The 21,661-nt window shown below is 69.4% G+C and carries 22 protein-coding genes and 1 riboswitch; of the genes, 13 read left to right on the plus strand and 9 right to left on the minus strand.

Translation table 11 applies throughout. From position 1 onward, the window contains the following. Window positions 1-2: 2 nt before the first annotated feature. Window positions 3-1,259, minus strand: coding sequence for a cytochrome P450 (locus ACL03I_RS29810; protein ID WP_412807511.1), 1,257 nt, complete (start codon window positions 1,257-1,259; stop codon window positions 3-5). Between the two features lie 470 nt (window positions 1,260-1,729). Here ACL03I_RS29810 and ACL03I_RS29815 point away from each other — a divergent pair, with 470 nt between their 5' ends. The 5 genes from ACL03I_RS29815 to ACL03I_RS29835 all read left to right on the plus strand — a co-directional run bounded on the left by ACL03I_RS29815 (window position 1,730) and on the right by ACL03I_RS29835 (window position 6,971). Continuing rightward, window positions 1,730-2,125 carry a hypothetical protein gene (locus ACL03I_RS29815; RefSeq protein ID WP_355079285.1) on the plus strand — a complete coding sequence of 132 codons (396 nt, stop codon included), beginning with the start codon at window positions 1,730-1,732 and terminating at the stop codon, window positions 2,123-2,125. 232 nt (window positions 2,126-2,357) lie between these two features. After that, window positions 2,358-2,472, plus strand: a riboswitch (TPP riboswitch). Beyond that, complete coding sequence (locus ACL03I_RS29820) at window positions 2,469-3,833, plus strand: purine-cytosine permease family protein (RefSeq protein ID WP_355079287.1); 1,365 nt, start codon at window positions 2,469-2,471, stop codon at window positions 3,831-3,833. Its footprint overlaps the riboswitch before it by 4 nt. Before the next feature lie 21 nt (window positions 3,834-3,854). Next, window positions 3,855-4,688 carry a DUF72 domain-containing protein gene (locus ACL03I_RS29825; RefSeq protein ID WP_355079289.1) on the plus strand — a complete coding sequence of 278 codons (834 nt, stop codon included), beginning with the start codon at window positions 3,855-3,857 and terminating at the stop codon, window positions 4,686-4,688. Continuing rightward, on the plus strand, window positions 4,685-5,191 hold the full coding sequence (locus ACL03I_RS29830; RefSeq protein WP_355079291.1) for an SLOG cluster 4 domain-containing protein: 507 nt from the start codon (window positions 4,685-4,687) through the stop codon (window positions 5,189-5,191). Before ACL03I_RS29825 ends, ACL03I_RS29830 begins: the two co-directional genes overlap by 4 nt. A gap of 334 nt (window positions 5,192-5,525) precedes the next feature. Beyond that, window positions 5,526-6,971 carry an alpha/beta fold hydrolase gene (locus tag ACL03I_RS29835; protein WP_412807512.1) on the plus strand — a complete coding sequence of 482 codons (1,446 nt, stop codon included), beginning with the start codon at window positions 5,526-5,528 and terminating at the stop codon, window positions 6,969-6,971. On the opposite strand, the gene ACL03I_RS29840 is transcribed toward ACL03I_RS29835, so the two are convergent. The 6 genes from ACL03I_RS29840 to ACL03I_RS29865 form a co-directional block, all read right to left on the minus strand. Further along, window positions 6,968-7,291, minus strand: a complete 324-nt coding sequence (locus ACL03I_RS29840; protein ID WP_356968399.1) for a ribbon-helix-helix domain-containing protein — start codon at window positions 7,289-7,291, stop codon at window positions 6,968-6,970. The two genes, ACL03I_RS29835 and ACL03I_RS29840, sit on opposite strands and share 4 nt — an antisense overlap. Next, a complete protein-coding gene (locus tag ACL03I_RS29845; protein ID WP_355079297.1) occupies window positions 7,284-7,562 on the minus strand; it encodes a hypothetical protein in 279 nt (92 codons plus the stop codon). Before ACL03I_RS29845 ends, ACL03I_RS29840 begins: the two co-directional genes overlap by 8 nt. A 34-nt stretch (window positions 7,563-7,596) precedes the next feature. Then, window positions 7,597-9,180: a DUF4153 domain-containing protein gene (locus ACL03I_RS29850; RefSeq protein WP_412807513.1), complete on the minus strand. Its 1,584-nt coding sequence runs from the start codon at window positions 9,178-9,180 to the stop codon at window positions 7,597-7,599. Window positions 9,181-9,352: 172 nt separating this feature from the next. Then, window positions 9,353-10,453, minus strand: coding sequence for a HAMP domain-containing sensor histidine kinase (locus ACL03I_RS29855; RefSeq protein ID WP_412807514.1), 1,101 nt, complete (start codon window positions 10,451-10,453; stop codon window positions 9,353-9,355). Continuing rightward, window positions 10,450-11,145: a response regulator gene (locus tag ACL03I_RS29860; RefSeq protein WP_412807515.1), complete on the minus strand. Its 696-nt coding sequence runs from the start codon at window positions 11,143-11,145 to the stop codon at window positions 10,450-10,452. Before ACL03I_RS29860 ends, ACL03I_RS29855 begins: the two co-directional genes overlap by 4 nt. An 84-nt stretch (window positions 11,146-11,229) precedes the next feature. Further along, complete coding sequence (locus ACL03I_RS29865; protein WP_356968407.1) at window positions 11,230-11,679, minus strand: MarR family winged helix-turn-helix transcriptional regulator; 450 nt, start codon at window positions 11,677-11,679, stop codon at window positions 11,230-11,232. Window positions 11,680-11,834: 155 nt separating this feature from the next. Here ACL03I_RS29865 and ACL03I_RS29870 point away from each other — a divergent pair, with 155 nt between their 5' ends. Then, window positions 11,835-13,271, plus strand: a complete 1,437-nt coding sequence (locus ACL03I_RS29870; protein ID WP_412807516.1) for an MFS transporter — start codon at window positions 11,835-11,837, stop codon at window positions 13,269-13,271. Window positions 13,272-13,292: 21 nt separating this feature from the next. Here the strand turns inward: ACL03I_RS29870 and ACL03I_RS29875 are convergent, their stop codons facing one another. Then, window positions 13,293-14,429 carry a lipase family protein gene (locus ACL03I_RS29875; RefSeq protein ID WP_412807517.1) on the minus strand — a complete coding sequence of 379 codons (1,137 nt, stop codon included), beginning with the start codon at window positions 14,427-14,429 and terminating at the stop codon, window positions 13,293-13,295. Window positions 14,430-14,547: 118 nt separating this feature from the next. Between ACL03I_RS29875 and ACL03I_RS29880 the strand changes: the two genes are divergently transcribed. The 5 genes from ACL03I_RS29880 to ACL03I_RS29900 all read left to right on the plus strand — a co-directional run bounded on the left by ACL03I_RS29880 (window position 14,548) and on the right by ACL03I_RS29900 (window position 19,128). Beyond that, window positions 14,548-15,177, plus strand: coding sequence for a TetR/AcrR family transcriptional regulator (locus ACL03I_RS29880; RefSeq protein ID WP_356968413.1), 630 nt, complete (start codon window positions 14,548-14,550; stop codon window positions 15,175-15,177). A gap of 65 nt (window positions 15,178-15,242) precedes the next feature. After that, window positions 15,243-15,956, plus strand: coding sequence for an endonuclease/exonuclease/phosphatase family protein (locus tag ACL03I_RS29885; RefSeq protein ID WP_356968415.1), 714 nt, complete (start codon window positions 15,243-15,245; stop codon window positions 15,954-15,956). Between the two features lie 483 nt (window positions 15,957-16,439). Further along, window positions 16,440-16,967 carry a hypothetical protein gene (locus tag ACL03I_RS29890; protein WP_412807518.1) on the plus strand — a complete coding sequence of 176 codons (528 nt, stop codon included), beginning with the start codon at window positions 16,440-16,442 and terminating at the stop codon, window positions 16,965-16,967. Window positions 16,968-17,351: 384 nt separating this feature from the next. Then, the gene (locus ACL03I_RS29895; RefSeq protein ID WP_355079316.1) at window positions 17,352-17,924 is read left to right on the plus strand and encodes a copper chaperone PCu(A)C; all 573 of its coding nucleotides are present in this window, start codon (window positions 17,352-17,354) and stop codon (window positions 17,922-17,924) included. Beyond that, the gene (locus ACL03I_RS29900; protein ID WP_412807519.1) at window positions 17,917-19,128 is read left to right on the plus strand and encodes a Dyp-type peroxidase; all 1,212 of its coding nucleotides are present in this window, start codon (window positions 17,917-17,919) and stop codon (window positions 19,126-19,128) included. The genes ACL03I_RS29895 and ACL03I_RS29900 overlap by 8 nt, the downstream gene beginning before the upstream one ends. 33 nt (window positions 19,129-19,161) lie before the next feature. Here the strand turns inward: ACL03I_RS29900 and ACL03I_RS29905 are convergent, their stop codons facing one another. Next, entirely contained in the window at window positions 19,162-19,467 is a 306-nt protein-coding gene (locus ACL03I_RS29905; protein WP_355079438.1) for a hypothetical protein, read from the minus strand. 525 nt (window positions 19,468-19,992) lie between these two features. On the opposite strand from ACL03I_RS29905, the gene ACL03I_RS29910 reads away from it, so the two are divergent. Together ACL03I_RS29910 and ACL03I_RS29915 are read left to right on the plus strand one after the other, a co-directional pair. Beyond that, window positions 19,993-20,895 carry an aromatic prenyltransferase gene (locus ACL03I_RS29910; protein WP_412807520.1) on the plus strand — a complete coding sequence of 301 codons (903 nt, stop codon included), beginning with the start codon at window positions 19,993-19,995 and terminating at the stop codon, window positions 20,893-20,895. 243 nt (window positions 20,896-21,138) lie between these two features. Further along, entirely contained in the window at window positions 21,139-21,651 is a 513-nt protein-coding gene (locus ACL03I_RS29915) for a Dps family protein (protein WP_355079322.1), read from the plus strand. The last annotated feature ends 10 nt before the right edge of the window (window positions 21,652-21,661 follow it).

Raw genomic sequence — 21,661 nt, forward strand, 5'->3', positions numbered from 1 at the left:
GTTCAGGATTGCCAGGGCGGCGTTTCGGGAAAGACGACCGGCAGCGCGGTCAGAGCGCGGTGAAAAGGCCCCGGCCGCCAGGTCAATTCGTGCACCGGCACGGCGGGTCGCAGTTCCGGCAGCGCGTCCAGCAACTGGTCCACCGCGTCCTGGCCGATCAGGTAGGCCGCGCTGCGGGCCGGACAGGCGTGTGGCCCGGCGCCCCAGGCCAGATGTGATCGGTTGCCGCTGTGGTCGTGCCCGCTGATCGCCGGATCGTTGTTGCAGGCGGCGAAGCTGATGACGACCGGCTGATGCGCGGGCAGCCAGACGTCGTCGATCAGGATCGGCTGGCGCGGATAGGTGACCGAGAAATTCGCCATCGGCGGGTCGGTGAACAACACCTCGTCGAGGGCGTCTCGGGTGGACATGCTCCCGCCGAGGACGTCGCCGCCGAACCGGTCGTCGGTGAGGATCAGCACCAGGGTGTTGATGATCAGGTTCTGCAGCGGTTCGATGCCCGCCCCGTAGAGCACGACGAGCTGATGGATCACCTCCGCGTCGTCCAAACCGGCCGGATGCCGCAGCAGCCGCGTCGTGATGTCCTGGCCGGGCTCGGCGCGCTTGAGTTCGAGCAGCCGCAGCAACGCGGTGACGAGCAGGCGATTGCCCTCCTCGGCGTCCACCCCGTCGAACACGGCGCGGGTCGCGGCGGCGACTTCCTGCCCGATCTCCGGCGGGCAACCCAGCATGGCGTTGATCGCCTCGAAGGCAAGCGGAAAAGCGTACTGCGACACCAGATCGGCGGTGCCCGCCGCGCAGAAGGCGTTGATCAGCGGGACCGCGATCCGCTCCACGGTCTCGTGTAAGGCGTGCAGATCGACGGCATCGATGCTCGCGGTGTTCGCCTGGCGGTAGCGCGCGTGCTCCTCGCCCGTGCTGCGCATGGCGTTGGGGCGCCACTCCAGCACCGGCAGCACCGGGCAGTCGCTGGGGACGTTCGCCTGCCAGGCGCGCGGGTCGGCGGGAAAGTGGGCCGGATCGTGCATGATTCGCACCGCCGTGTGATAGCCCAGTACCAAGGTCGCCGACACGCCCGGCGCGAGCTCGACCGGCGCCATCGAACCGTAACGGGCGCGCATGTCGCGGTAGGCGGCATGCGGATCGGACGCGAACTCCGGGGAATACAGCGATACGCGCTCGATGTCGTGGCCGATCGGCGAACCATGGTGTACGCCGGAGTTATTCGCGGTGCGATCGAGGTCTCGGGACGTGGTCAACGCGTCACTCCCACGGTAGAAGCGTGCACGGCGAGCGCGGGCGCACTCGGCGCGGATCGTCGCGGCGTCGTCCGGTCCATACGGCGCACCACTGCGACGCATCGTCCCGACCGCGCAGCGGATCGACACACAGGATGGTCGCGTAGGTAGAACGCGGGCATCGGTAGCCGCGCGTGACCTGCGGCAATGCGAGCGCTTCCGCTGCACCGCAACCGGATTCGAGACCGCTCGTCGCCCGGTCGTCCTCCACCGATCGACACGGTCACCGGCAGCGCCGTGGGGCACGCGAATCCCTCTGGGACGCTGGGTATTCGCTACAGAAGGCAGGACCGACGGACGCGTCCGATCCGAGACGGCGGCCCGGCCGCGCGCCCGCTTCCCCTGGAGCACAAGCACTTCGACGTGCAAGTGGCTGGTGTATAACTTCCATCGGCCCGGTCGACTCCACCGACAAGCGATAGCGAGAAACGATGCACGGTTACCTGAACCAGGTGTCCCAGAGCACGACCCCCTCCGGCTATCCCACGCGCGAGCCCGAGACCCGTGCCGTCACGCCGCCGCGCACCGCGGATCTCGTCGTCAGCGCGCTGTTGTGGTTCCTGCCCGCGACGCTGGCGGCGATGTCGACGATTCTCGCGCCGTGGTTCCTGATGGCGGGCGGCATCTGCGAGTCCAAGCCGGAGTGCCGGGTCGACACCAGCGCGGGCGTCTGGATCATGGTCGGCGGCGGAATCGTGGGCTTCGCCCTGGGCGCGTTGCTGTCGGTGCTGGCGGCCCGGCAGGGACGGGCGATGTTCCCTGGCGCGTTGGTCGGTGCGGTGCTGGTCCTGCTCGCGTGGTTCGCCGCCTCGTTCCTCATGGGCTGAACCGCGCGTCGGCAGCCGCCGCGACGGACCCGTGACCGCGCGGCGCTCGGGGGGTCAGTTTGCGTCGTAGATGCCTTGACAATGGGCCGACGCGGTGGTGCGCACCCGCTCGTCGGTTTAGTGCGCGAAGCGATCCGGCGCCATAGGAACTCGCCACTGCGCCGCGGACCTCGGGCCGCTTTGTTCTCGTTCCCAACTCACGAAACTGGCGCGGGTGTACTATTCGCCGGAATCACCCCACCGCGGGAGCTCGGGCACGACCGGGCTGAGAGGGCGGACCGCACGCGTCGCCGACCGCATGAACCTGTCCGGGTAATGCCGGCGTAGGGAGAGCGTTTCCGTCATGTCGTCGACCCGCGCGAGCGCGGCGCAAGAAGCCCCGCTCACCCTCGACCAGCCCGCGCCGAAAGTGCTCTCGTTCTGGGACCAGAGCGCGTTCTGGGCCAATCTCGGCGTCAGCCTCATCGCGTTCTCCGGCGCGTACACGGTGCTCGCGCCGAATGCCGAGGGCGCGGCGCAGATCTCGATCGCGGCGGGCATCCTGGCGACCGTCCTCGGCACCCTGGTGGGCGGGCTGATGCTCGGCGCCGCCGCGCTGACCGGCGCGCGTACCGGACAACCCGCCATGGTGCTGCTGCGCGGACTGTTCGGCGCGAAACTCAGTTATCTGCCGACCGTCCTCAATATCGCGCAATTGATCGGTTGGGGCACATTCGAGCTGATCGTCATCGGCGACGCGGCCGGGGAGTTGTTCGGCGGCGGCCCGCACTGGCTCTACGTGGTGGTCGCGGGCCTGCTCACGACCGTCCTCACGATATGGCCGCTGGGCTCGGTCCGTCTGTTGCGCAGGTTCGTGACCGCCGGTGTCGTGATCGCCCTGATCTGGTTCTACGCGCAGTTCTTCCGCGCCGGTCTGCCCGATCTGCGGGCGAACCCTGGACCGAGCGGGAGCGGGCCGTTCGGCGTCGACTGGAACCTCTTCTGGGTCGCCACCGATGCCGCCTTGGCCGTCTCGATCTCGTGGGTTCCGGTCGCCGCCGACTACACCCGGCACTCCCGCACCGGCCGCTCGGCGTTCGGCGCGGCCAGCGGCGCGTACGCGCTCACCCAGATCATCGCCTACGTCCTCGGCCTGTTCGCGCTGGCGCTGGCAACCGGCGCAGGCGGGCCGTACGCACCGTTCCTGCAGGTGAGCCTCGGTGCGCTGTTCTTCTTCGTCTTCGTGCTGCGGGAGGCGGACCAATCGTTCGCCAATGTGTACTCCACCGCCGTGTCGATCCAGAACCTCGCGCCGCGCGTCGACCGCAGGGTGCTCTCGATCGGCCTCGGCGCCCTGATCACGGTGCTGGCCCTGCGGTTGGACATGAGCAACTATTTCGGCTTCCTCGGACTCATCGGTTCGGTGTTCGTGCCGCTGCTCGGCGTGCTGGTCGCCGACTTCTTCCTGCGGGCCCACCGCGAGTGGAACACCGCTCCCGACGCGCCGGCGCGGTGGGGCATGGTGGTCGCGTGGCTGGCTGGCTTCGCGGTGTATCAACTGATCAACCCGGGTGACGCCGGAGTGTGGACCGAGTTCTGGGATCGGGTTCGGCAGGCTCTGCATTTCACCGCGCAGGCGTGGATGAGCGCATCGCTGCTGTCGTTCCTGGCGGCGCTGGCGGTGGCCTGGCTGGTCGGCAAGGTGGCGGCGAGGACCGCATCGGCGTAGCGAATGCGCCACCATGGAGACATGGGCCAGATCAGGATCGGCACGTCGGGCTGGGTCTACCCGCCCTGGCGCGGGACGTTCTATCCGCAGGGCCTGGCGCACAAGCGCGAGTTGGCCTATCTCTCGGAGCAGCTCGACAGCGTGGAGATCAACGGCTCGTTCTACGCACTGCAACGCCCGTCCAGCTACCAGAAGTGGGCGGAGCAGACTCCGGACGATTTCCTCTTCGCGGTGAAGGGCAGCCGGTTCATCACGCACATGAAGCGACTGCGCGACGGAGACGATCTGCTGGCCAACTTCCTGGCTTCCGGCCCGCTGGCGCTCGGGCCCAAGTTGGGGCCGATTCTGTGGCAGCTGCCGCCGACCTTCCGCTTCGACGCCGATGTGCTGGACGCCTTCTTGTCCGGGCTACCGCGCAGCACCGAGCAGGCCGCCGAGATCGCACGCCGGCACGATCACCGCGTCGATCCCGCGCATACGAGCACCGACGCCGACCGGCCGTTGCGGCACGCCCTGGAGGTCCGGCACGACAGCTTCGTGACCCCGGCCTGCACCGATCTGCTCGGCCGCCACCAGGTCGCCCTCGTGGTCGCCGACGCGGCGGGCAAGTATCCGCTGCTGGAAGAAGTCACCGCCGACTTCGTCTACATCCGGTTGCACGGGCACGACGAGCTCTACGTCAGCGGATACACCGACGAGGGTTTGGACATGTGGGCGGAGAAGATCCGCTCGTGGGCCGGATCGCTGGACGTCTACACCTATTTCGACAACGACGCGAAAGTGCGGGCACCGCGCGACGCGATGGCGTTGCGGGAGCGCCTGGCGTCGCTCGTGTCGCCATGGCCCGCGGGATGACGAAGGTGACGCGGCAGGTCGCGGTGTGCGGACCCAGGGAGTGCACGCGACAGGAAGCGGAGTGGGCGCGTGCGGTCGGCGAACTCTTGGCGCGGGCCGGGATCACCGTCTTGTGTGGCGGCGGGGCCGGGGTGATGGCCGCGGTCGCCACCGGTGCCGCCGAGGTCGGTGGACTGGTGATCGGCGTGCGTCCGGACACCGACCGCGACGCGGTGTGTCCCGGGCTGTCGGCGGTGCTGTTCACGAACATGGGTGAGGCGCGCAACGCGATCCTCGTCGAGTCGGCGGACGCGGTGATCGTCATCGGCGGTTCGTGGGGCACGCTGTCGGAGGTCGCGCTGGCCCGCAGGCGTGGTGGCATTCCGGTTGTCTCCCTGGGCGGTTGGCAGATTCGCGACGCGAATGGACGTCCGGTGGCGGCGACGGTGGGCGCGGCCGATCCGGCCGACGCGGTGCGCCGGGCGCTGGACGGGATCGGTTCCGCACCGGCCGAGCCGACCTGAGGCCACCGATCGATCCGGGGCGGACGGCGCGGTGCACAAGAGGAGCCGACCATGCCTCGGGCGGCATGCACCGCGGATGGTCGTTGCGCCAGGCGTGAATTCGGCTCAACCGCCCTGCGCCGAAAATCGGCGCTGCGATTGCCCTCTGTGGCCGGCGCGACACTGCGACTAGTTTTCCGGATTGCCGAATCGCCTGATGGGTGCGGTCGGACGTAGTCCGTCCTCAGCCCGCGCATGGCCGGAGCGAAGGCGGAGGTACGCCTGATCTGCGCTCTCCCAGATCTTTCCGATCACGCAATCTTGCGCATCACGCAAGTTTCGCTACGGTGGAGCCGTGGCATTCGTACTCGGCTTGCGCGAACGCAAGAAACTCGCCACCCGTGAGGCGCTCGGTTTCGCGGCGCTGCGACTGGCCGTGGAGCGGGGGCTGGACAACGTTCTCGTCGAGGACATCGCCGCGGCGGCCGGGGTGTCGCCGCGGACGTTCAACAACTACTTCGCGAGCAAGTACGAGGCCGTCTGCTCGGTGGCGGTGGACCGGGCCCGCCGGATCGCGGACGACCTGCGCGCCCGCCCGGTCGCCGAGCCGCTGTGGCCCGCGGTGATCCACGCCGTGCTGGCGGAATTCCGCGACGCCGAGCCACCCGATCCCGCGTGGACCGCGGGCGTTCGCCTGATCACCCGAGCGCCGCCGCTGCAAGGTGAGTACCGCAGATCCCAGGCGGTGATCGAGGACGCGCTGGCCGAAGCCATCGCCGAGCGCACCGGCCGCCCGATCGACGCCGACATGTTCCCGCGGATCATGGCCGGCGCTCTCACCGCAGCGCTGTGCGTGGCCATCGACCGATGGGTCGATGCCGATCCACCCGTTCCCGCGCTACCGGTCATCCGGGAGGCGTTGCGGCAGTTGTCCCTTCTCCCAGGAGCATTTCCGATGGATGTCCCCACCCAGCACACTCTCGCCGTCCCCGGCGCGACCCTCTACTACGAGATCCGCGGCACCGGACCGCTGTTGCTGCTGATTCCCGGCGGCAACGGTGACGCCGCATCCTTCGACGCCGTCGCCGAGCGGCTCGCCGACCGCTACACCGTGGTCGCCTATGACCGGCGCGGCTTCACTCGCAGCCCCCTCGACGGACCGCCGCACGATCGCGTGATCACCGACGGCGCGGACGCCGCCACGCTGCTCACGCACCTCACCGACCAGCCCGCCCACGTCCTCGGTAGCAGTTCCGGGGCGATCGTGGCGCTCGAATTGCTGCGCGCCCGGCCGGAACTGGTGCGCACACTCGTGGCGCACGAACCACCGCTGGCCACGCTGCTGCCCGACGGCGAGAAGTGGCTGGCCTTCCTGGACAGCATTCACGAGCAGAGCAAGACCGAAGGCACCTCCGCCGCCATGGCCGCGTTCTCGGCGGGCATCGGCATGCGGCCCACGCCGCTTCCCCCGCTCGAACAGCTGCCGCCGGAAGCCGTCGCGACAGTCACCAGGATCCAGCAGAACTTGGTCTTCTGGATGGAACACGAGCTGAGACAGTATCCCCGGTACGCCCCGGATCTCGCGGCGTTGCGCGCGTCGTCGGACCGGCTGGTACTCGGCGTCGGACGCGAATCGAGAGACACCTTTCCCGGACTTCCGAACGCCGTACTCGCGAAGGAACTCGGCCTGGACCTTGTCGAGTTCGCGGGCGACCACGTCGGCTATCGCATCGCCGCCGACGAGTTCGCCGCGCAACTCGATCGCGTCCTGACCCGCGACACACCAGCCGCCGCGGACTAAGCCGACTGGCGCAGGGGATGCAGGGCGGCCAGCGCCCGCAGGGCGTCGGCGCGTGAGATGGGCTGGTCGTTCTCCAGGGCGGCCAGTTCCAGTTCGATCCAGTCGCGGATGAGCGCGGACATGGTCACGTTGCGCTGCTCGGCGGCCTTTTTGACCCGCTGGTGCAATTCCAGTGGGATGCGCAGCGACGTGGTGACGGTGACCGTGTCCTCGGCGCGCAACGGCGGGGGCAGCTCGGCCGCGTCGACCGGTGCGTCACTGTATTCCAGACCGGAGAGGAAGTCCCGGACGGCCTCCGGGTTCGTCGGATAGTCAGTCATCGGTGTGCTCCCAACGCTCGAGTTCGGCCACCTGGGCCTCGGTCATCTCGACCGCGCCCAGGATGTCCCACTGCCAGCCTTCGGTGCGGCGGACAGCGACGATGAGCGGCCGGCCCGCCTCGGTCCGGCCCCACACCGTCAGGACCGCGAGCTCGTTCCGGCCGTGCGCCTGCCGAGGCCATCGGCGGGCGCCCATGAGCACCTGCAGCACTTCACGCGGGTCGATTCCCACCAGCGACAACAGTGCCCACTCAGGCCAGTTATAACCCACGATCAGCGATAATACAAGTGTATTGCAACGAAGCTCACCGCGCTATCGCCCGGGACAGATTCCAGCTCTGCCAGCTGTCCTCGCCCAGGTCGGCGCGCAACCTGGCACGTACGTCCGCACGCAGCGGCTCGGGCAGCCGTTCGGTCGCGGGCATGATGTCCGGCGACAGCGTCACCAGGTATTCGGTGTCCAGCGCTTTGCCCCGCTGCCAGCGATCGATGTTCTCCTCGGCGATGAGTCGCTCCGGGTCCACCACGGCCAGCGCCAGCAAGGTCGCCATAGCGGTGCCGAGCACGGCGCGCGGCAACCATGCCCGGCGCAGTCGCAGCACCGCGACCAGGACCAGAACGTAGACCAGGCCGAGCCACAGTTCACAGACTTCCACCAGCAGGCGCAACACCGTGAAGCCGTAGGCCCGCTGATAGGTCCACATCCGGCCGAGCGCCGAGGCGACGATCACCAGCGCCAGCAGGCTCACCGCCGTGAGCAGACCGCGCAGCCACCACCGGTCGGCGGGCGTGTCCTGGGCCGCCCAGCGCAACACGACAACGAGCACCGCGAGTGTCAGGACGGTGACGGCCGACAGCTGCCAGAAGCCGGTGCGGGCGTACTCGGCGTAGGTCAAGCCCGACGTCTTCCGGACATGCTCGTCGCCGCCGAACAGCACGACGAACTGGGTCACGACGAAGGCCGCGAACAGGATCGCGAGCGCACCGACCGGCAGTGCCCATTCCGAACGGCGCAGTGTTCGCCCACCCGCGCGCGCGGTGGCAGGCGGCGGCGGGCCCGCGAGCACGAACAAGGCACTGACCGCACCGAGCGCGACCACCGCGAACAGGACGATCCACCGCACCACCGAGGGGATGTCCAGGTCCGGCGTCACGGTCTCGAGCAGCGCGGCGAACATCGCGTCGGCGCTGCCGAGCAGCGGAACGAAGACCGCGAGCAGCGCGACGGTCACCGCAACCGACAGCCCGAGCCGCCGGGCCCGCGGCGTGTGCGAACCGCGCACCCTGGCGGTACCGGCGTACACCCACGGCACGGCGGAGACCGCCTCCAGGCCGAGCGCCAGGGTGTCGTAGAGGATGCCGTTCGCCGAGCGGCGTCCCACGACCGCCAGTGAACCGGCGACACACGCCGCGAGCACGCACAAGGCGAACAGCCAGCCCGCGGCGCGGACGGCGCCTACCGCGAGCAGGGCGAGCGCGAGCGTCGCCCACCACGCGCGTCCCGCGAACCGCGCTCTTCGCGCGTAATGCGATGTCGCCGCCGATCGTTCGGCCGCTTGTTCCGCGTCCCCTGTGCTGTCTTTCGTCGTGCTCGCCACGGCCCTGCGGGCGTTCCGGTCGACGAGGACGACCGCCGTCGCCGCGACCGCGGCGGCGAGAACCCAGCCGATGCCGGGCCGGTCCCAGTGGACGAGGACCGCCGCCGCCAGACCGGAGACGAGCGCGGCAGGCGCCACCCCGGGAGGACAGACCACACGCCGCCACTTGGGTGGCCGCTGCCACGCGGTCGGGCCGCCCGGGCAGGGCTGGGCGGATCCGCCGGTCGGTGTACCCGCAGCGGCGATGCCTGCCGCCCGCATGTCCGATCCGGCGACCGGTGGATCGACCATCGCAGTGCCGGAACTGATTGCGGCAGAGATGGATTCGGTGCTCGACGCAGCAGAGGCCTCGGGTTCGGCCGTCGAGGCGGATTCGGGTTCGGGAGGCATGGTTCGTCCCTTCGATAGGCGTGCGGAATCACCCCGGAACCGTTCTGGTGGTCCGGGTCGGATGAGTGGCAGGTCAGCGCCCGGGCAGAACGACCCGGATACGGGAGCCAGGCTCGGCGACCGCGATGGTGCCGCCGTGCAGGTCGACCACCCAGCGGGCGATGGCGAGGCCGAGCCCGGTGCCGCCGCCCGTGGTCCGGCCGCCCCTGGTGAACCGGTCGAACACCCGGGCGCGTTCGGCGTGCGGGATGCCGGGGCCGTCGTCGTCGACGTCGATGACGGCCTCGCCTTGCGAGACACGCACGGCCACGCGGACTTCCCCGCCCGCAGGTCCGTGGCGGGCGGCGTTGTCGAGCAGGTTGAGCAGCACTTGGTGCAGACGCGCACGGTCGGCGTACACGCGGGCGGCGCCGGGCAGCACGTCGGTGCGGAATCGCACGCCGCGCCCGAGCGCGGCGGTCATGACCTCCGCTTCGGCGACGACGTCGGCCAGCAGCGGCGCGATCGGCAACTCCTCGCGGTCGAGCGGGAAGGCGCCCGCTTCGATGCTGGAGAGATCGAGCAATTCGGACACCAGCAGGGTGAGCCGTTCGGTTTGGGCCAGTGCGGTGCGCAGGGTCGCCGGGTCGGGTTGGGAGACGCCGTCGACGAGGTTCTCCAGTACCGCCTGCAAAGCGGTGATGGGCGTGCGCAATTCGTGCGAGACGTTGGCGATCAGGTCGCGGCGTTGCCGGTCGGCCGCCGCGAGGTCGGCCGCCATCTGGTTGAACGCCTCGGCCAGTTGCCCGACTTCGTCCCGGGAACTCGCCCGCACCCGCAGGGTGTAGTCGCCGTGGGCCATCCGTTTCGCCGCCGCGGTCATCTCGCGCAGCGGCCTGGTGATGCCGTGGGCGAGGAACTGCGAAGTGAGCAGCGCGATCACCACCGCGGTGAGCGTGGTGCGCGGGGGCAGCCATCCGATCTTGAACCGGAAGAATCCGAACGCGACCCCGCCGGAGCACAGCATGAGGATGGCGAGCTTCAGCTTGATCGACTTCACCGGGTCCAGCGGCCGGGGCAGCAACTCGGCGATCCGATCGCTCGCTCGGCGCGCCCACCGCCGTTCGCCGTATTCCGCTCCCCCGACGGGTATTTCGCGTTCCACCTCCGGTGCGCTCTCGGGTTCGGTACTCATCGGGCATCCAGGGCGTACCCGACGCCGCGCACGGTGCGGATCAGGTCGGCGCCGAGTTTGCGACGCAACGCCTTGATGTGGCTGTCGACCGCGCGGGTGCCCGCCGCGTCGGACCAGTCCCAGACGTCTTCGAGCAGCCGCTCGCGCGCGAGCACCATGCGCGGGCGGCGGGCCAGCCGGGCCAGCAGATCGAATTCCAATGGCGTGAGCAGGGCCTCGACCTCCGCGCGCCAGACCCGGCGCTGGTCGACGTCGATTCGCAGGTCACCGACCAGGATCGTCGCGCCGTCGCGGTCGGCGGCCCGGTCGAGCCGGCGCAGCAGCGCGTGCACCCGGGCCGCGAGCACGCGCAGTGAGAAAGGTTTCGTGAGGTAGTCGTCCGCGCCGACACCCAACCCGACGAGCTGGTCGGTTTCCTCGGCGCGCGCGGTGAGCATGAGTACGGGCACCGGGCGGCGCGCCTGAATACGGCGGCACACCTCCAATCCGTCGAACCCCGGCAGCATGACGTCGAGCACCACGAGGTCCGGTCCGACGGCCTCGGCGGCGGCGACGGCCGAGGGACCGTCGTGCGCCAAGTCGACGGTGTACCCCTCCGCCCGCAGGCGAGCCGCGACGGATTCGGCGATGGTCATCTCGTCGTCCACCACCAGGATCCGCCGTGCGGCCTGCGCCGGTGCGCTGTGTTCCATGCACCGAACCCTAGCCACCGGCTGTGGAGAGATCCGGGCTCGATTGTGGAGATTTCGTGTGCATCCGCGTGGGCGCGCCCGCGTTCAGGGCCGGGGCCACGGACGCTTGTCGATGCGTTCGATGTCGGTGTTGAACCGCTTCAGGAATTCGGCGAACGCGGCGATGTCCTGCGCCGTCCAGTTCGCCAGGACGTTTTCGAGAGCGCGGACGTTGTAGGCGCGTTCGGCGTCGAGCTGGCGCCCGCCCTCGGCGGTGATCCGGAATTTGCGCGCCATGCCGCCGTCCGGATCCGGAATACGTTCGATCAGACCGGCTCCGCGCATGGCGGTGGTCTGCCGGTGCAGCGTCGAAGTGTCCAGGCCGAAGGCATCGCTGAGTTCTCCCACGGACATCGGGCCCTGTACCCGCAGCCTGCTCAGCACCGTGTAGGCGCTGCGGTCGAGGTGGCCACGGCCCCGGCGGGCCTTGGCGCTGAGGCTGTGCCGCCCCAGCAGCATGGTCTCGAACTCCACCGAAGATACGGGCTTGTCCACACAACGCTCCTGCCGATATTCGCCAGCTACGGGCTCATCTCCGCACCTATACCACACTCCCGCGGCCCGACCAGCACATTTGCATAGTACAACTCTTGTGCATCATGCACTTCATATGTATCGTGCACAAGAATCGAAAAGAGAGGGAGACCCGCGTGACAGCACCATCGGCAGCTCGGTCCGAGGGCATCGTCGGCGTACTCGCGGCGGCAGGCATCGTCGCCGCACTGATGCAGACCCTGGTGGTGCCGTTGATCGGGGACCTGCCCCGCATCCTGGACACCACACCGTCCAACGCGTCCTGGGTGATCACGGGGACGCTGCTCGCCGGCGCGGTGGCCACCCCGATCACCGGACGCCTCGGCGATCTCTACGGCAAGCGCCGCATGCTGCTGGCGTGCACGGTTCCGCTCATCGCCGGATCGCTGGTTTGCGCGCTGGCGAGTTCGGTGGTGCCGATGATCGCCGGTCGCGGCCTGCAGGGCATCGGCATGGGTGTCGTCCCGCTCGGCATCAGCGCGTTGCGGGACGTCCTGCCCGCCGAACGACTCGGCACGTCCATCGCGGTGATGAGCGCGTCGATGGGAATCGGTGGCGCGCTGGGTCTTCCGCTGGCCGCGGCGGTGGCCGAGAACGCCAGCTGGCGCGTGTTGTTCTGGGGCTCGGCGGTGCTGAGCGCTGGTGTCGCCACGCTGATCTGGCTGCTGGTGCCCGCCATCCCGGCACGCGGCGGCGGCGGTTTCGACGTTCCCGGCGCACTCGGCCTCGGCACGGCGCTGGTGTGCCTGTTGCTCGCGGTGTCCAAGGGCGCCGATTGGGGCTGGACGAGCGGAACCATCCTCGGCCTGTTCGCGGTCGCGGTCCTGGTCCTCGCGGTGTGGGGCTGGTGGGAACTGCGTACCGCGGACCCGCTGGTCGACCTGCGCGTGACCGCGCGCACGCAGGTCCTGCTGACCAACGCGGCCTCGATCGTGGTCGGGTTCGCCATGTACGCGCAGTCTTTGATCATCCCGCAGCTGCTGCAACTGCCGGTGGTCACCGGGTACGGCCTCGGGCAGTCCATGCTGGCGATGGGATTGTGGATGGCCCCCGCCGGCCTGGTGATGATGGCGGTTTCCCCGCTCGGTGCCCGGCTGTCGGCCGCGCGCGGGCCGAAGGTGACGCTCGCCGTCGGCAGCTTGGTGATCGCCCTCGGATACGGTTCGTCGGTCGTGCTGATGGGTTCGACCTGGGGGCTACTCGTCGTGACCTGCGTGTGCAGCGGTGGCGTCGGCCTCGCCTACGGCTCGATGCCCGCGCTCATCATGGGCGCGGTCCCGCTGTCGGAAACCGCGTCGGCCAACAGCTTCAACACCTTGATGCGCTCGATCGGCACCACGGTGTCGGCCGCGGTCGTCGGCGTCGTCCTCGCGCAGATGAGCACCCGCCTCGGTGGGCACACCATCCCCACCGAGGCCGGCTTCCGCACCGGATTGCTGATCGCTTGCGGCGTCGCGGTGCTGGCGGCGCTGATCGCGCTGGCCATTCCGGTTCGCAAGTCTGCCGCGACGCTGCCGGAGGCCGACCTCGAGCCCGCGGCCGCGCGCGCCTGAGCGCCGCGGCCCGCGCGGGGGTCAGGCGAACAGGCGGGCGACGAACGGAATGCTGTCGGACAGCGAAGCGGCCATCGTGGCGCTGTGATCCTTGCCCGGATACACGTGGACCTCGGGCCGGACGCCGTGCGATTCCAGATCGGTGACCAGCTTCGCGGTCAGGGGAGCCGGGACGTCGGTGTCGTTGGTGCCCTGCCCGATGAACAGCGGCCGGTCGTAGCCCGTGAGCGGAACGTCCATGACGGAGCGGGCGGTGGCGACGAAATCGCCGTCCGCCAGCGGGCGCGAGAACAACCGGTTGACCGAGATCCCTTGCGCCCGCTCGGCCAGCGGCTGGAAGCACAGCGATTCCGCGGCGGTGGCCAATTGCTTGCCGACCGGGCTGAGGTAACTGTCGAGATCGAAGCCCGGTCGCGCCGCCCGCAGTCCGTTCATGACATACGCGATATAGGCGGTGAGGTGCGAATTGTCGATCGGAGGGGCGTCGGGCCCGAGGAACGAGGCGGCCTCGACGATATTGGAGGCGGGGCCGGTGGCGACCGCGCCGCGATAGTCCAGTTCAGGGGCGTACGCCGTGGCCAGCGAGGCGGTGAACACCGCGGCTCCGCCACCCTGTGACTGCCCGATGGCCACCCATTTCGACGACAGCGAATCCTCGACGGCGCGGGCCGCGCGCACCATGTCGATTCCGGCGTGCGCCTCGGCGCGTCCGTCCAGATACGCGTGCGGCCCCGGGGTGCCCAGACCGATGTAATCGGTCGCGACGACGGCGTAGCCCTGGCGCAACCAGGTCGCCAGGTAATCCAGGTCGCGCTTGCTACGGCCCGCGGTCGACGGCGCGCATTCGTCCGCGAGGCCGACCGTCCCGTGCTCCCAGGACAGCACCGGCCAGCCACCGCTCGGCGGCGTCCCCGCGGGAACGAAGACCGCACCACCGGCCAGCGCCGGCCGGTCATCGGAGGTCCTGGTCCAATACGTCAGGCGGCGGGCCGCGCCCGCGCCCTCGATCCAAAGCTGTTCGGGCAGCGCCTCGTCGCTGGCGACCGCGCCCGGAGCCGCGCCCGGCCCCGTGGGGTCGGCCACGGCCGCCCCCACCGGCGGACCCGCGAAAAGCAATGCGGCCGCGGCCATGGTGATTCCTGCACGTCGCACCGACATGGCGCCACCTCTCGGTTCTCAATTTGGTGTCTCGTCGAGACACTGTAGCCCGATTTTCGGCTAATGTGTCACTTTGAGACACCAACGGGGACGACATCGCCGAGAGAGAATGCGGGGCATGACGGGTGTGAACGGTCCACGCGACCGCGAGAAGGCGCGGGTGCGGCGGGAATTGGTCGACGCGGCGCTGCGGCTGTTCGAGCTGCATGGGTTCGAGCAGACCACCGTGCAGCAGATCGCCGACGCGGTACAGGTCTCCCGGCGGACCTTCCACCGTCATTTTCCGTCGAAGCTCGCGGTGGTGTTCAGCCACGAGGAAGACCTCATGGCCCAGTTGCTCGCCGCCGTCGACCGACGCCCGGCGAGCGAATCGGTGCTGACCGCGGTGCGCGCGGCGCTGCGCGACTTCTTGCTCGACGAGCGGGACGCACCGTCGCGTGACCGCCAGGCGGAGACCGCGCGCCGAGCCAGGCAGCTGCTGGTCGGCAATCCGGAATTGCGCCGGGAGAACTTCATCGGGGCGCTGGGACGCCAGCGCGCGATGGCGCTGAACTTCGCCGCCCGCGCCGGGCTTCCCGCCGATGACCTGCGACCGCAGCTCACTGCCGCGGCCTGTTTCGCGGCCTTCGGTGTCGGCCTCGATCACTGGATGATGGGAGCGGACCACTCGATCCCGGCCTTGCACCGGGTCCTCGATCGCGCGATCGCGTCGCTCCAGCGGGGCATCGACATCCAGGGCGCCGGCTGAGCGCGCGCCGGATCGGCACAGCCCGCGCCGCAACCTGTTTCAATCGGTCGCATACCATCGCGAAGGTGATCACGGTGGCCACTTGGAACGTCCTGCATCGCGTCCACGCCGAGAACTGGTACGAGGACGTCGCCACCCGCTGGCCGGACGAGGGCGCACGGATCGCCGAAGTCACCGCGCGGGTGGCCGAACGCACCGAGCGGATCATCGCGTTACAGGAGGTCAGCGGCGATCAACTGGCCAGCCTGCGAATGGCGCTGCCGGATCGAACCTTCCACGCGATGCGGTATCAGCGGTTGCCGACGCCGCGGCGCATGCCCAGCTCCTTGCTCGACGGCGGGGAGTACCTGGTGGTGCTCACCGCGGAGCCGAGCAGGGAGGTGACCGCCGAATCCTTCGCGCACGACCACGGCAAGGGCGCCCTCGTCGTCGACGTCGGCGGGCTGACGGTGATCGCCACCCATGTCACCGGCGACCGGCGGCGCACCGACCAGCTCGCCCGCCTGGCCGAACTCGCCACCGATGCCCCGGAGGACGCCGCGGTGCTGCTGGGTGACTTCAACATCGACCGCGCCACCGTCGCCGCCGGGTTGGGTGACCACTTCATGGTCGCCGAACACGTCGCGGGTGGGCTGCCCACCCGCCCGCGTTCCTCGGGAACGAAGTCGCAGCACATCGACCACGTGGTGGTCCACGGCGCGACCGTCACGGCGGCGTCGGTCGACGACATCGGCGGGGTGTCCGACCACAATCTCGTCCATGCGAGCGTCATGGTGTGAGTCGGCCGGGGTCCGCGTCGGTGCCGTCGTGCTGCCGATGCCGGGCGGGCCACGAGTTCGGTGCCGCGGCGATTCCGGTCGACCCGTGCCGGCGGTCCCAACGGAAGTTCCGGAAAGCGGGGATGCCACGGCATGATCGGCGAGTTCGGGGAGGGAGCCGGGATGTCCGCGGTCCCGAAATCTCCCGCGCACACAGCGGGTTCCGCAGCGGCAGCGCGTCTTCGACCCCACTGAGTCGTTGCCGTGTCACGTGCGCCGCAACAGCTCCCGACTGGTAACACCCAAGTCCCGAATTCCGGGAAGCACGAACGACCTCGGCGCGGACGACGAACGTCGTCACCCGCTCGCGGCAGAGATACTCCAGGCCAGAACGATTCGGCTCCGGTCTGTGGCCGGGACCCGTCGAGTCGAGTTCGGCACGCGGGTCCGTCGGGCATCCGATCCGGCACCTCCCCGCGCTACGACGGGCGGTAGTATGAGTCGGTGCGTAATCCGACGGTAGTGGCGGCGCGGCTGCGCGGCGCGTTCGTCGGATCCGCGGCCGGGGCGGTGAGCATCGCCGCGCACGCGCTCGGCGGCGGTGCGATGGCACCCGGCGCGGCGCCGATCGCCCTGCTGATCGCCGCGTGCGCGGCGGTCGGCGTGCTGGCCGGTGTGCGACCCCACCGGCACGGGCTCGGCGAGATGATGGCCACGCTGGCGGTGGCGCAAGCCGTCGCGCATTTCGCGTCCACCCTGTCGGCTGCTCATCACCACGACGCGGGCGCGACCTCGGTCATGCTCGGCACGCATCTCGCGGCCGTCCCGCTCGGCGCGCTGCTCATCCGCGCCGCCGAACACGCTGTCGTGCGCGCGGTTTCCGATGTGCGCCGCACGGTGCGCGTGCTCGGTGAAGGCCCCAGCGCGCCGGTCCGGATCGGCTCGCCCGCGTTCGGGCATGTTCTCCCCCATCCGCGCCGCCCGCTACTGAGTTCGGGCCCCGGCCTGCGCGGCCCGCCACCGATCCGCTGACCCCCACATCGCGCCGACGAGCATCGCCGGAGCACCCGGCCGCGCGAGACGACCCTGCCCACGATTCGCTTCGGATCATGCCTGCCCACTCCGGCTCGCGAATGCCATTCCGACCTCGGATATCACGGCGGTACAGCGCCGGAGAATCGACTCGCCGTGAACCCGGTTGCGAAGCGGGCGTTTTCGGCGACTCGCAGTGCGGCTTCAGGGCCAGATCGGCGGCCGCCGACTCGGATGCCCGGCCTCCTCGCGGCGGGCCGGATGTGACGTGTCCACCGACAGCACCGAGTGACCCGGGCCCGCCGACGGATCGGTCGATGCCCGGAACTCCCGAGGCCTTCGTCAGCGCGCACCACACCGAATCTCACGACTTGCGGAGTTCTCATGACCGTCAACCTTTTCGTCGCACCGCGCACCGCTCGCCTCCTGCGTGGCGCGCTCGCCGCCGCGGCGGTGCCCCTTCTGCTGACCGCGTGTTCGTCGGCCGACAAGACCGGCACCGTCGCATCCGCCGATGCGGTGACCATCTCCGACCAGTGGGTCAAGGCCGCCGACAGCGGGATGTCGGCCGCGTTCGGCGACCTGACCAACAGCGGCGACACCCCGCGCACCATCGTCTCGGCCGCCAGTCCCGCCTCCGGCCGGATCGAGTTGCACGAGGTGGTCACCGACGCGAACGGCACCAAGGCGATGCGGCCCAAGCCCGGCGGCTTCGTCGTTCCGGCGCACGGCCGCACCCAGCTGCGGCCCGGCGGCGACCACATCATGTTCATGGACCTGCACGGGCCGCTGCGCACGGGGTCGGAGACGTCGGTCACGCTGACCTTCGACGATGGCTCGACCACCACCTTCACCGCTCAGGTGCGCGACTTCGCGGGCAACCAGGAGAATTACGTGCCCGATCACACGGGCGGCGAGGCACATGCAGGCGCGCAGACCCCCGCGCACGGTGGCTGACCGCAACGAACCGCGTCCCGCACGGATCAACCGGCGGCGTCTACTGGGCGGCGGAGCCGCCGCGGCCGGCGTCGCCGGTGCCGGGCTCGGCGCGGCCGCGCGTATCGGACGGCGGGAACCCGGTCCCCGGGCCCGGGAAGCGACGGTGCCGTTCTACGGCCCGCACCAAGCCGGGATCGACACCCTCCCGCAGTCGCACGCGGCATTCGTCGCCTTCGATCTGCGACCGGGTGTCCGGCGCGAGGACCTCGTCGGACTGCTGAAGATATGGACCGGGGACGCCGCTCGGCTGACCGAGGGGCGGCCCGCGCTCGCGGACACCGAAGCCGAACTCGCGCTGCGCCCGGCGCGGCTCACCGTCACGGTGGGTTTCGGGCCCGCGGTGTTCACGGCGGCCGGGCTCGAGCATCGCAGGCCGTCGTGGCTGCGGCCGTTGCCCCCTTTCGCCATCGACCGGCTCGAATCCGCCTGGACCGGAGGCGATCTGCTCCTGCAGATATGCGCCGAGGAGGCGACCACGGTGTCACACGCGGTGCGTGTGCTGTGCCGGAGCGTGACCTCGCTGGTCACCGTGCGCTGGGTGCAACGCGGATTTCGCGATGCCGCACCAGGCCGGACACCGCGCAACCTGATGGGCCAGGTCGACGGCACGGTGAACCTGGCGCCCGGCACACCGGAGTTCGCCCGTCTGGTGTGGGACGACGGGGCCACGCAGCCCTGGCTGCGCGGCGGAACCTCGTGCGTACTGAGGCGGATCGCGATGACGCTGGACACCTGGGACCGGATCGACCGAGAGGAAAGGGAACTCACCGTCGGCCGCACCATCGCCGACGGCGCGCCGCTGACCGGAACCGGCGAGTTCGACGAGCCGGACTTCGCGGCCGTCGACGCGAACGGGATACCGGTCATTCCACCGTCATCGCACATCGCTCGCGCCCATCACACCCACGACGGCGAGCGTTTCCTGCGGCGCGGCTACAACTACGACGACGCCCCCACACCGGGCGGGACCTCCAACTCGGGTCTGCTGTTCGCCGCCTATCAGCGGGACGTGGACACCCAGTTCCTTCCGGTCCAGCGTCGGCTCGCGGAATTCGACGCGCTCAATGTGTGGACCACACCCATCGGTTCCGCGGTGTTCGCGATCCCGCCCGGGGTCGCGTCACCGGGCGGCTATCTCGGGCAACCGCTGTTCGAGGCGTGAGAAGTGTTCGGCGCCCATGCGGCGCCGGACACCTCAGGTCCACAACACGGCCACCAAGACGTTCACGATCGCCAGCACGCCCGCGGCATCGGTCAGCCACGGCACCGGCTTGCCTCGCTTCTCGTCCGCGTGCCCGATCTCCGCGAACGCCGCCACCGCCACCGCGACGACCAGCTTCACGCCGATCTTCACCATGTTCGGGTCCTTGCCGAGCGAATCGATCGACTCGGCCATGCCGACCAAGATCAATCCGGTGACCACCTGCAACCGCGCACCCCAGACCATCACCTCCGAGACCCGAGGCCGCCCCGCCACATAACCACCCACTACCGCCGCCATGCCGAGCAGGTGAGCGACGACTACGACGTTGTAGATCAACTCTGACACGTTCACGCAGCAAACTTGCCATGGTTCGGGCGCGAGTGCACTTCGCGATTTCGCTGCCCGATGGGACGAACTCGCCCGCACCGGTGCAGCGCACTCGAAGAGCTCGGTCGCCGAACTACGTCGCGTACAGCGTCACCTGACGGATGTGGCGGGGATGCCGCACGACCCGACAGTGGACCACACGACTTGCATCACACCTGCTCGAAGGACGAACCACATGGTCGAAATCCGACGCGGTCGCACACGGTGGCGAACCACCAAGACTGTCACCACAATCGCGGCCGCAGTCGCCGCGGGCGGACACGCCGCCGCGACCCTACCGAAACGAACTGCCGGGCCGGCTACGACGCCGACCAGCCCGCGGAGAAACGTCGGCGTCCGTGTAGCGACACGACCGGCCGCGCGACTATCGTGACGAGTCGATCTGTTGGTGGACTTGGCTTTTCATCCCACGGTGGGAGTATTCGAGGTTGACGTATGAGCAGCACATCGGCCGCTGTCACGCTCGACCGGCTGCGCCGGGATCTGCGCGAATTCGCGCGCTTGGCCGAAGCGCGTTACGACCCCGCGGTGGTGGATCCGGCGCTGGACGCTCTCGCCGATCTGTGGACCGGCTCGGTGGTCGGTGTGCGCACCACGACCCATCCGGTGCCCGAGCGCGAGGTCAACGCCAGGGTGCAGCACTCGGGCCCACCGGCAGAACTGGTCGAGACGCTGCGCGGTGCCGGACTGATCACCTTCATCGGACATCCCATGGAGCGATTGCTGGCGGAGGTCTGTGCCGAGGTCCCGGCGGGATCGGCCGTTGACCTGTCCCTCACCGGTGGTGTGCAGAAGGTCTGGCTGTTCTTCGCCGATGTCCTCGAGGTCGAGCGGATGCTCGCGTTCCCGGGGATTCCGGACGCGGCGCGCTCGCACGCCGAGCACTTGACCCGCTACGGCGGCAAGGTCGGCATTCTGGCACTCGATTTCGCCAGTCGCACCATGAACTTGTACTCCCAGGTGCTGCCGCCCGGTGCGATCACTTCCGACGACATCGCCGCGATCCTGACCGACCTGGATTTCGTCGTTGCCACCGACGAAGAACTGACGCTGTTCGACGGCACATTCAACGTCTACCGCACCTTCTCTTGGACCTCGCCGCGCATGCGACGCATCTGCTTCCCGCAGCGTTATCAGGAATCGAATTTTCCGCGCGACCTCGATCCGGTGCTGGCCCGTTTCGTCGACGGGGCGCCGCGCGCCTTCGAAGGGCCACGCGGCTTCACCCTCTACGCCGCCTACGGCCCGCACTCGCGGTATTACAAAGTGCAAGCCGAATACACGACCGTCCATCGTGCCGTCATCCCCGGCGGGGGCGCCGCGCCGCCAGCGAAATAGGCGCGGCTCGTAGTGGCCGCCGCTGACGAAGATGGCCTCGAGGTGCGGCGGACGTTCGGCGGCGGCGAGCACCTGCATCGAGTGCGCGCAGACGATGGCGCCGTCGACCGGGCGCACACGTTCGTGCCGTGACCTCGAGCCGTGCGCACGCCGAGGCGGGGTGATCCACGCGACAGTACAATCTGGAATGATTCCAATAAAGTCGGAGTTGTTCTCCGTGAAGACCACGAGAGGAGTGCAACCATGACTACGGCACACAAGACTCAGCACCGAACCAATCGCCGTCTCGCCGACGAGGTCCGCAATTTCACCGGTTCACCCCGCTTGGCCGCGGATCTGCAGCGCGTTCTCGTCGATCTCGTCGAACTGCACTTGCAAGGCAAGCAGGCCCACTGGAACGTCGTCGGCGCCAACTTCCGCGATCTCCACCTGCAACTCGATGAGCTCGTCGATGCGGCACGGGAGGGCAGCGACACCATCGCCGAGCGGATGCGAGCCCTCGACGTGGTCCCCGACGGACGCTCCGACACCGTCGCCGCGACGACGAGCCTCCCGCCGTTCCCCGCCCAAGAGGTGAACTCCGCCGACGTCGTCGACTTGATCACGACCCGCACCTACGCGGCGATCGACACCATCCGTGACGTGCACGACGCGGTGGACGCCGAGGATCCAAGCACCAGCGATCTGCTGCACCAGATCACCGCGTCGCTGGAGAAACTGGCGTGGATGATCAAGTCGGAGAACCGCAAGGTCTAACGCACGAGCG

The organism is Nocardia sichangensis (assembly GCF_047200615.1).
Taxonomy (GTDB): Bacteria; Actinomycetota; Actinomycetes; order Mycobacteriales; family Mycobacteriaceae; genus Nocardia; species Nocardia sichangensis.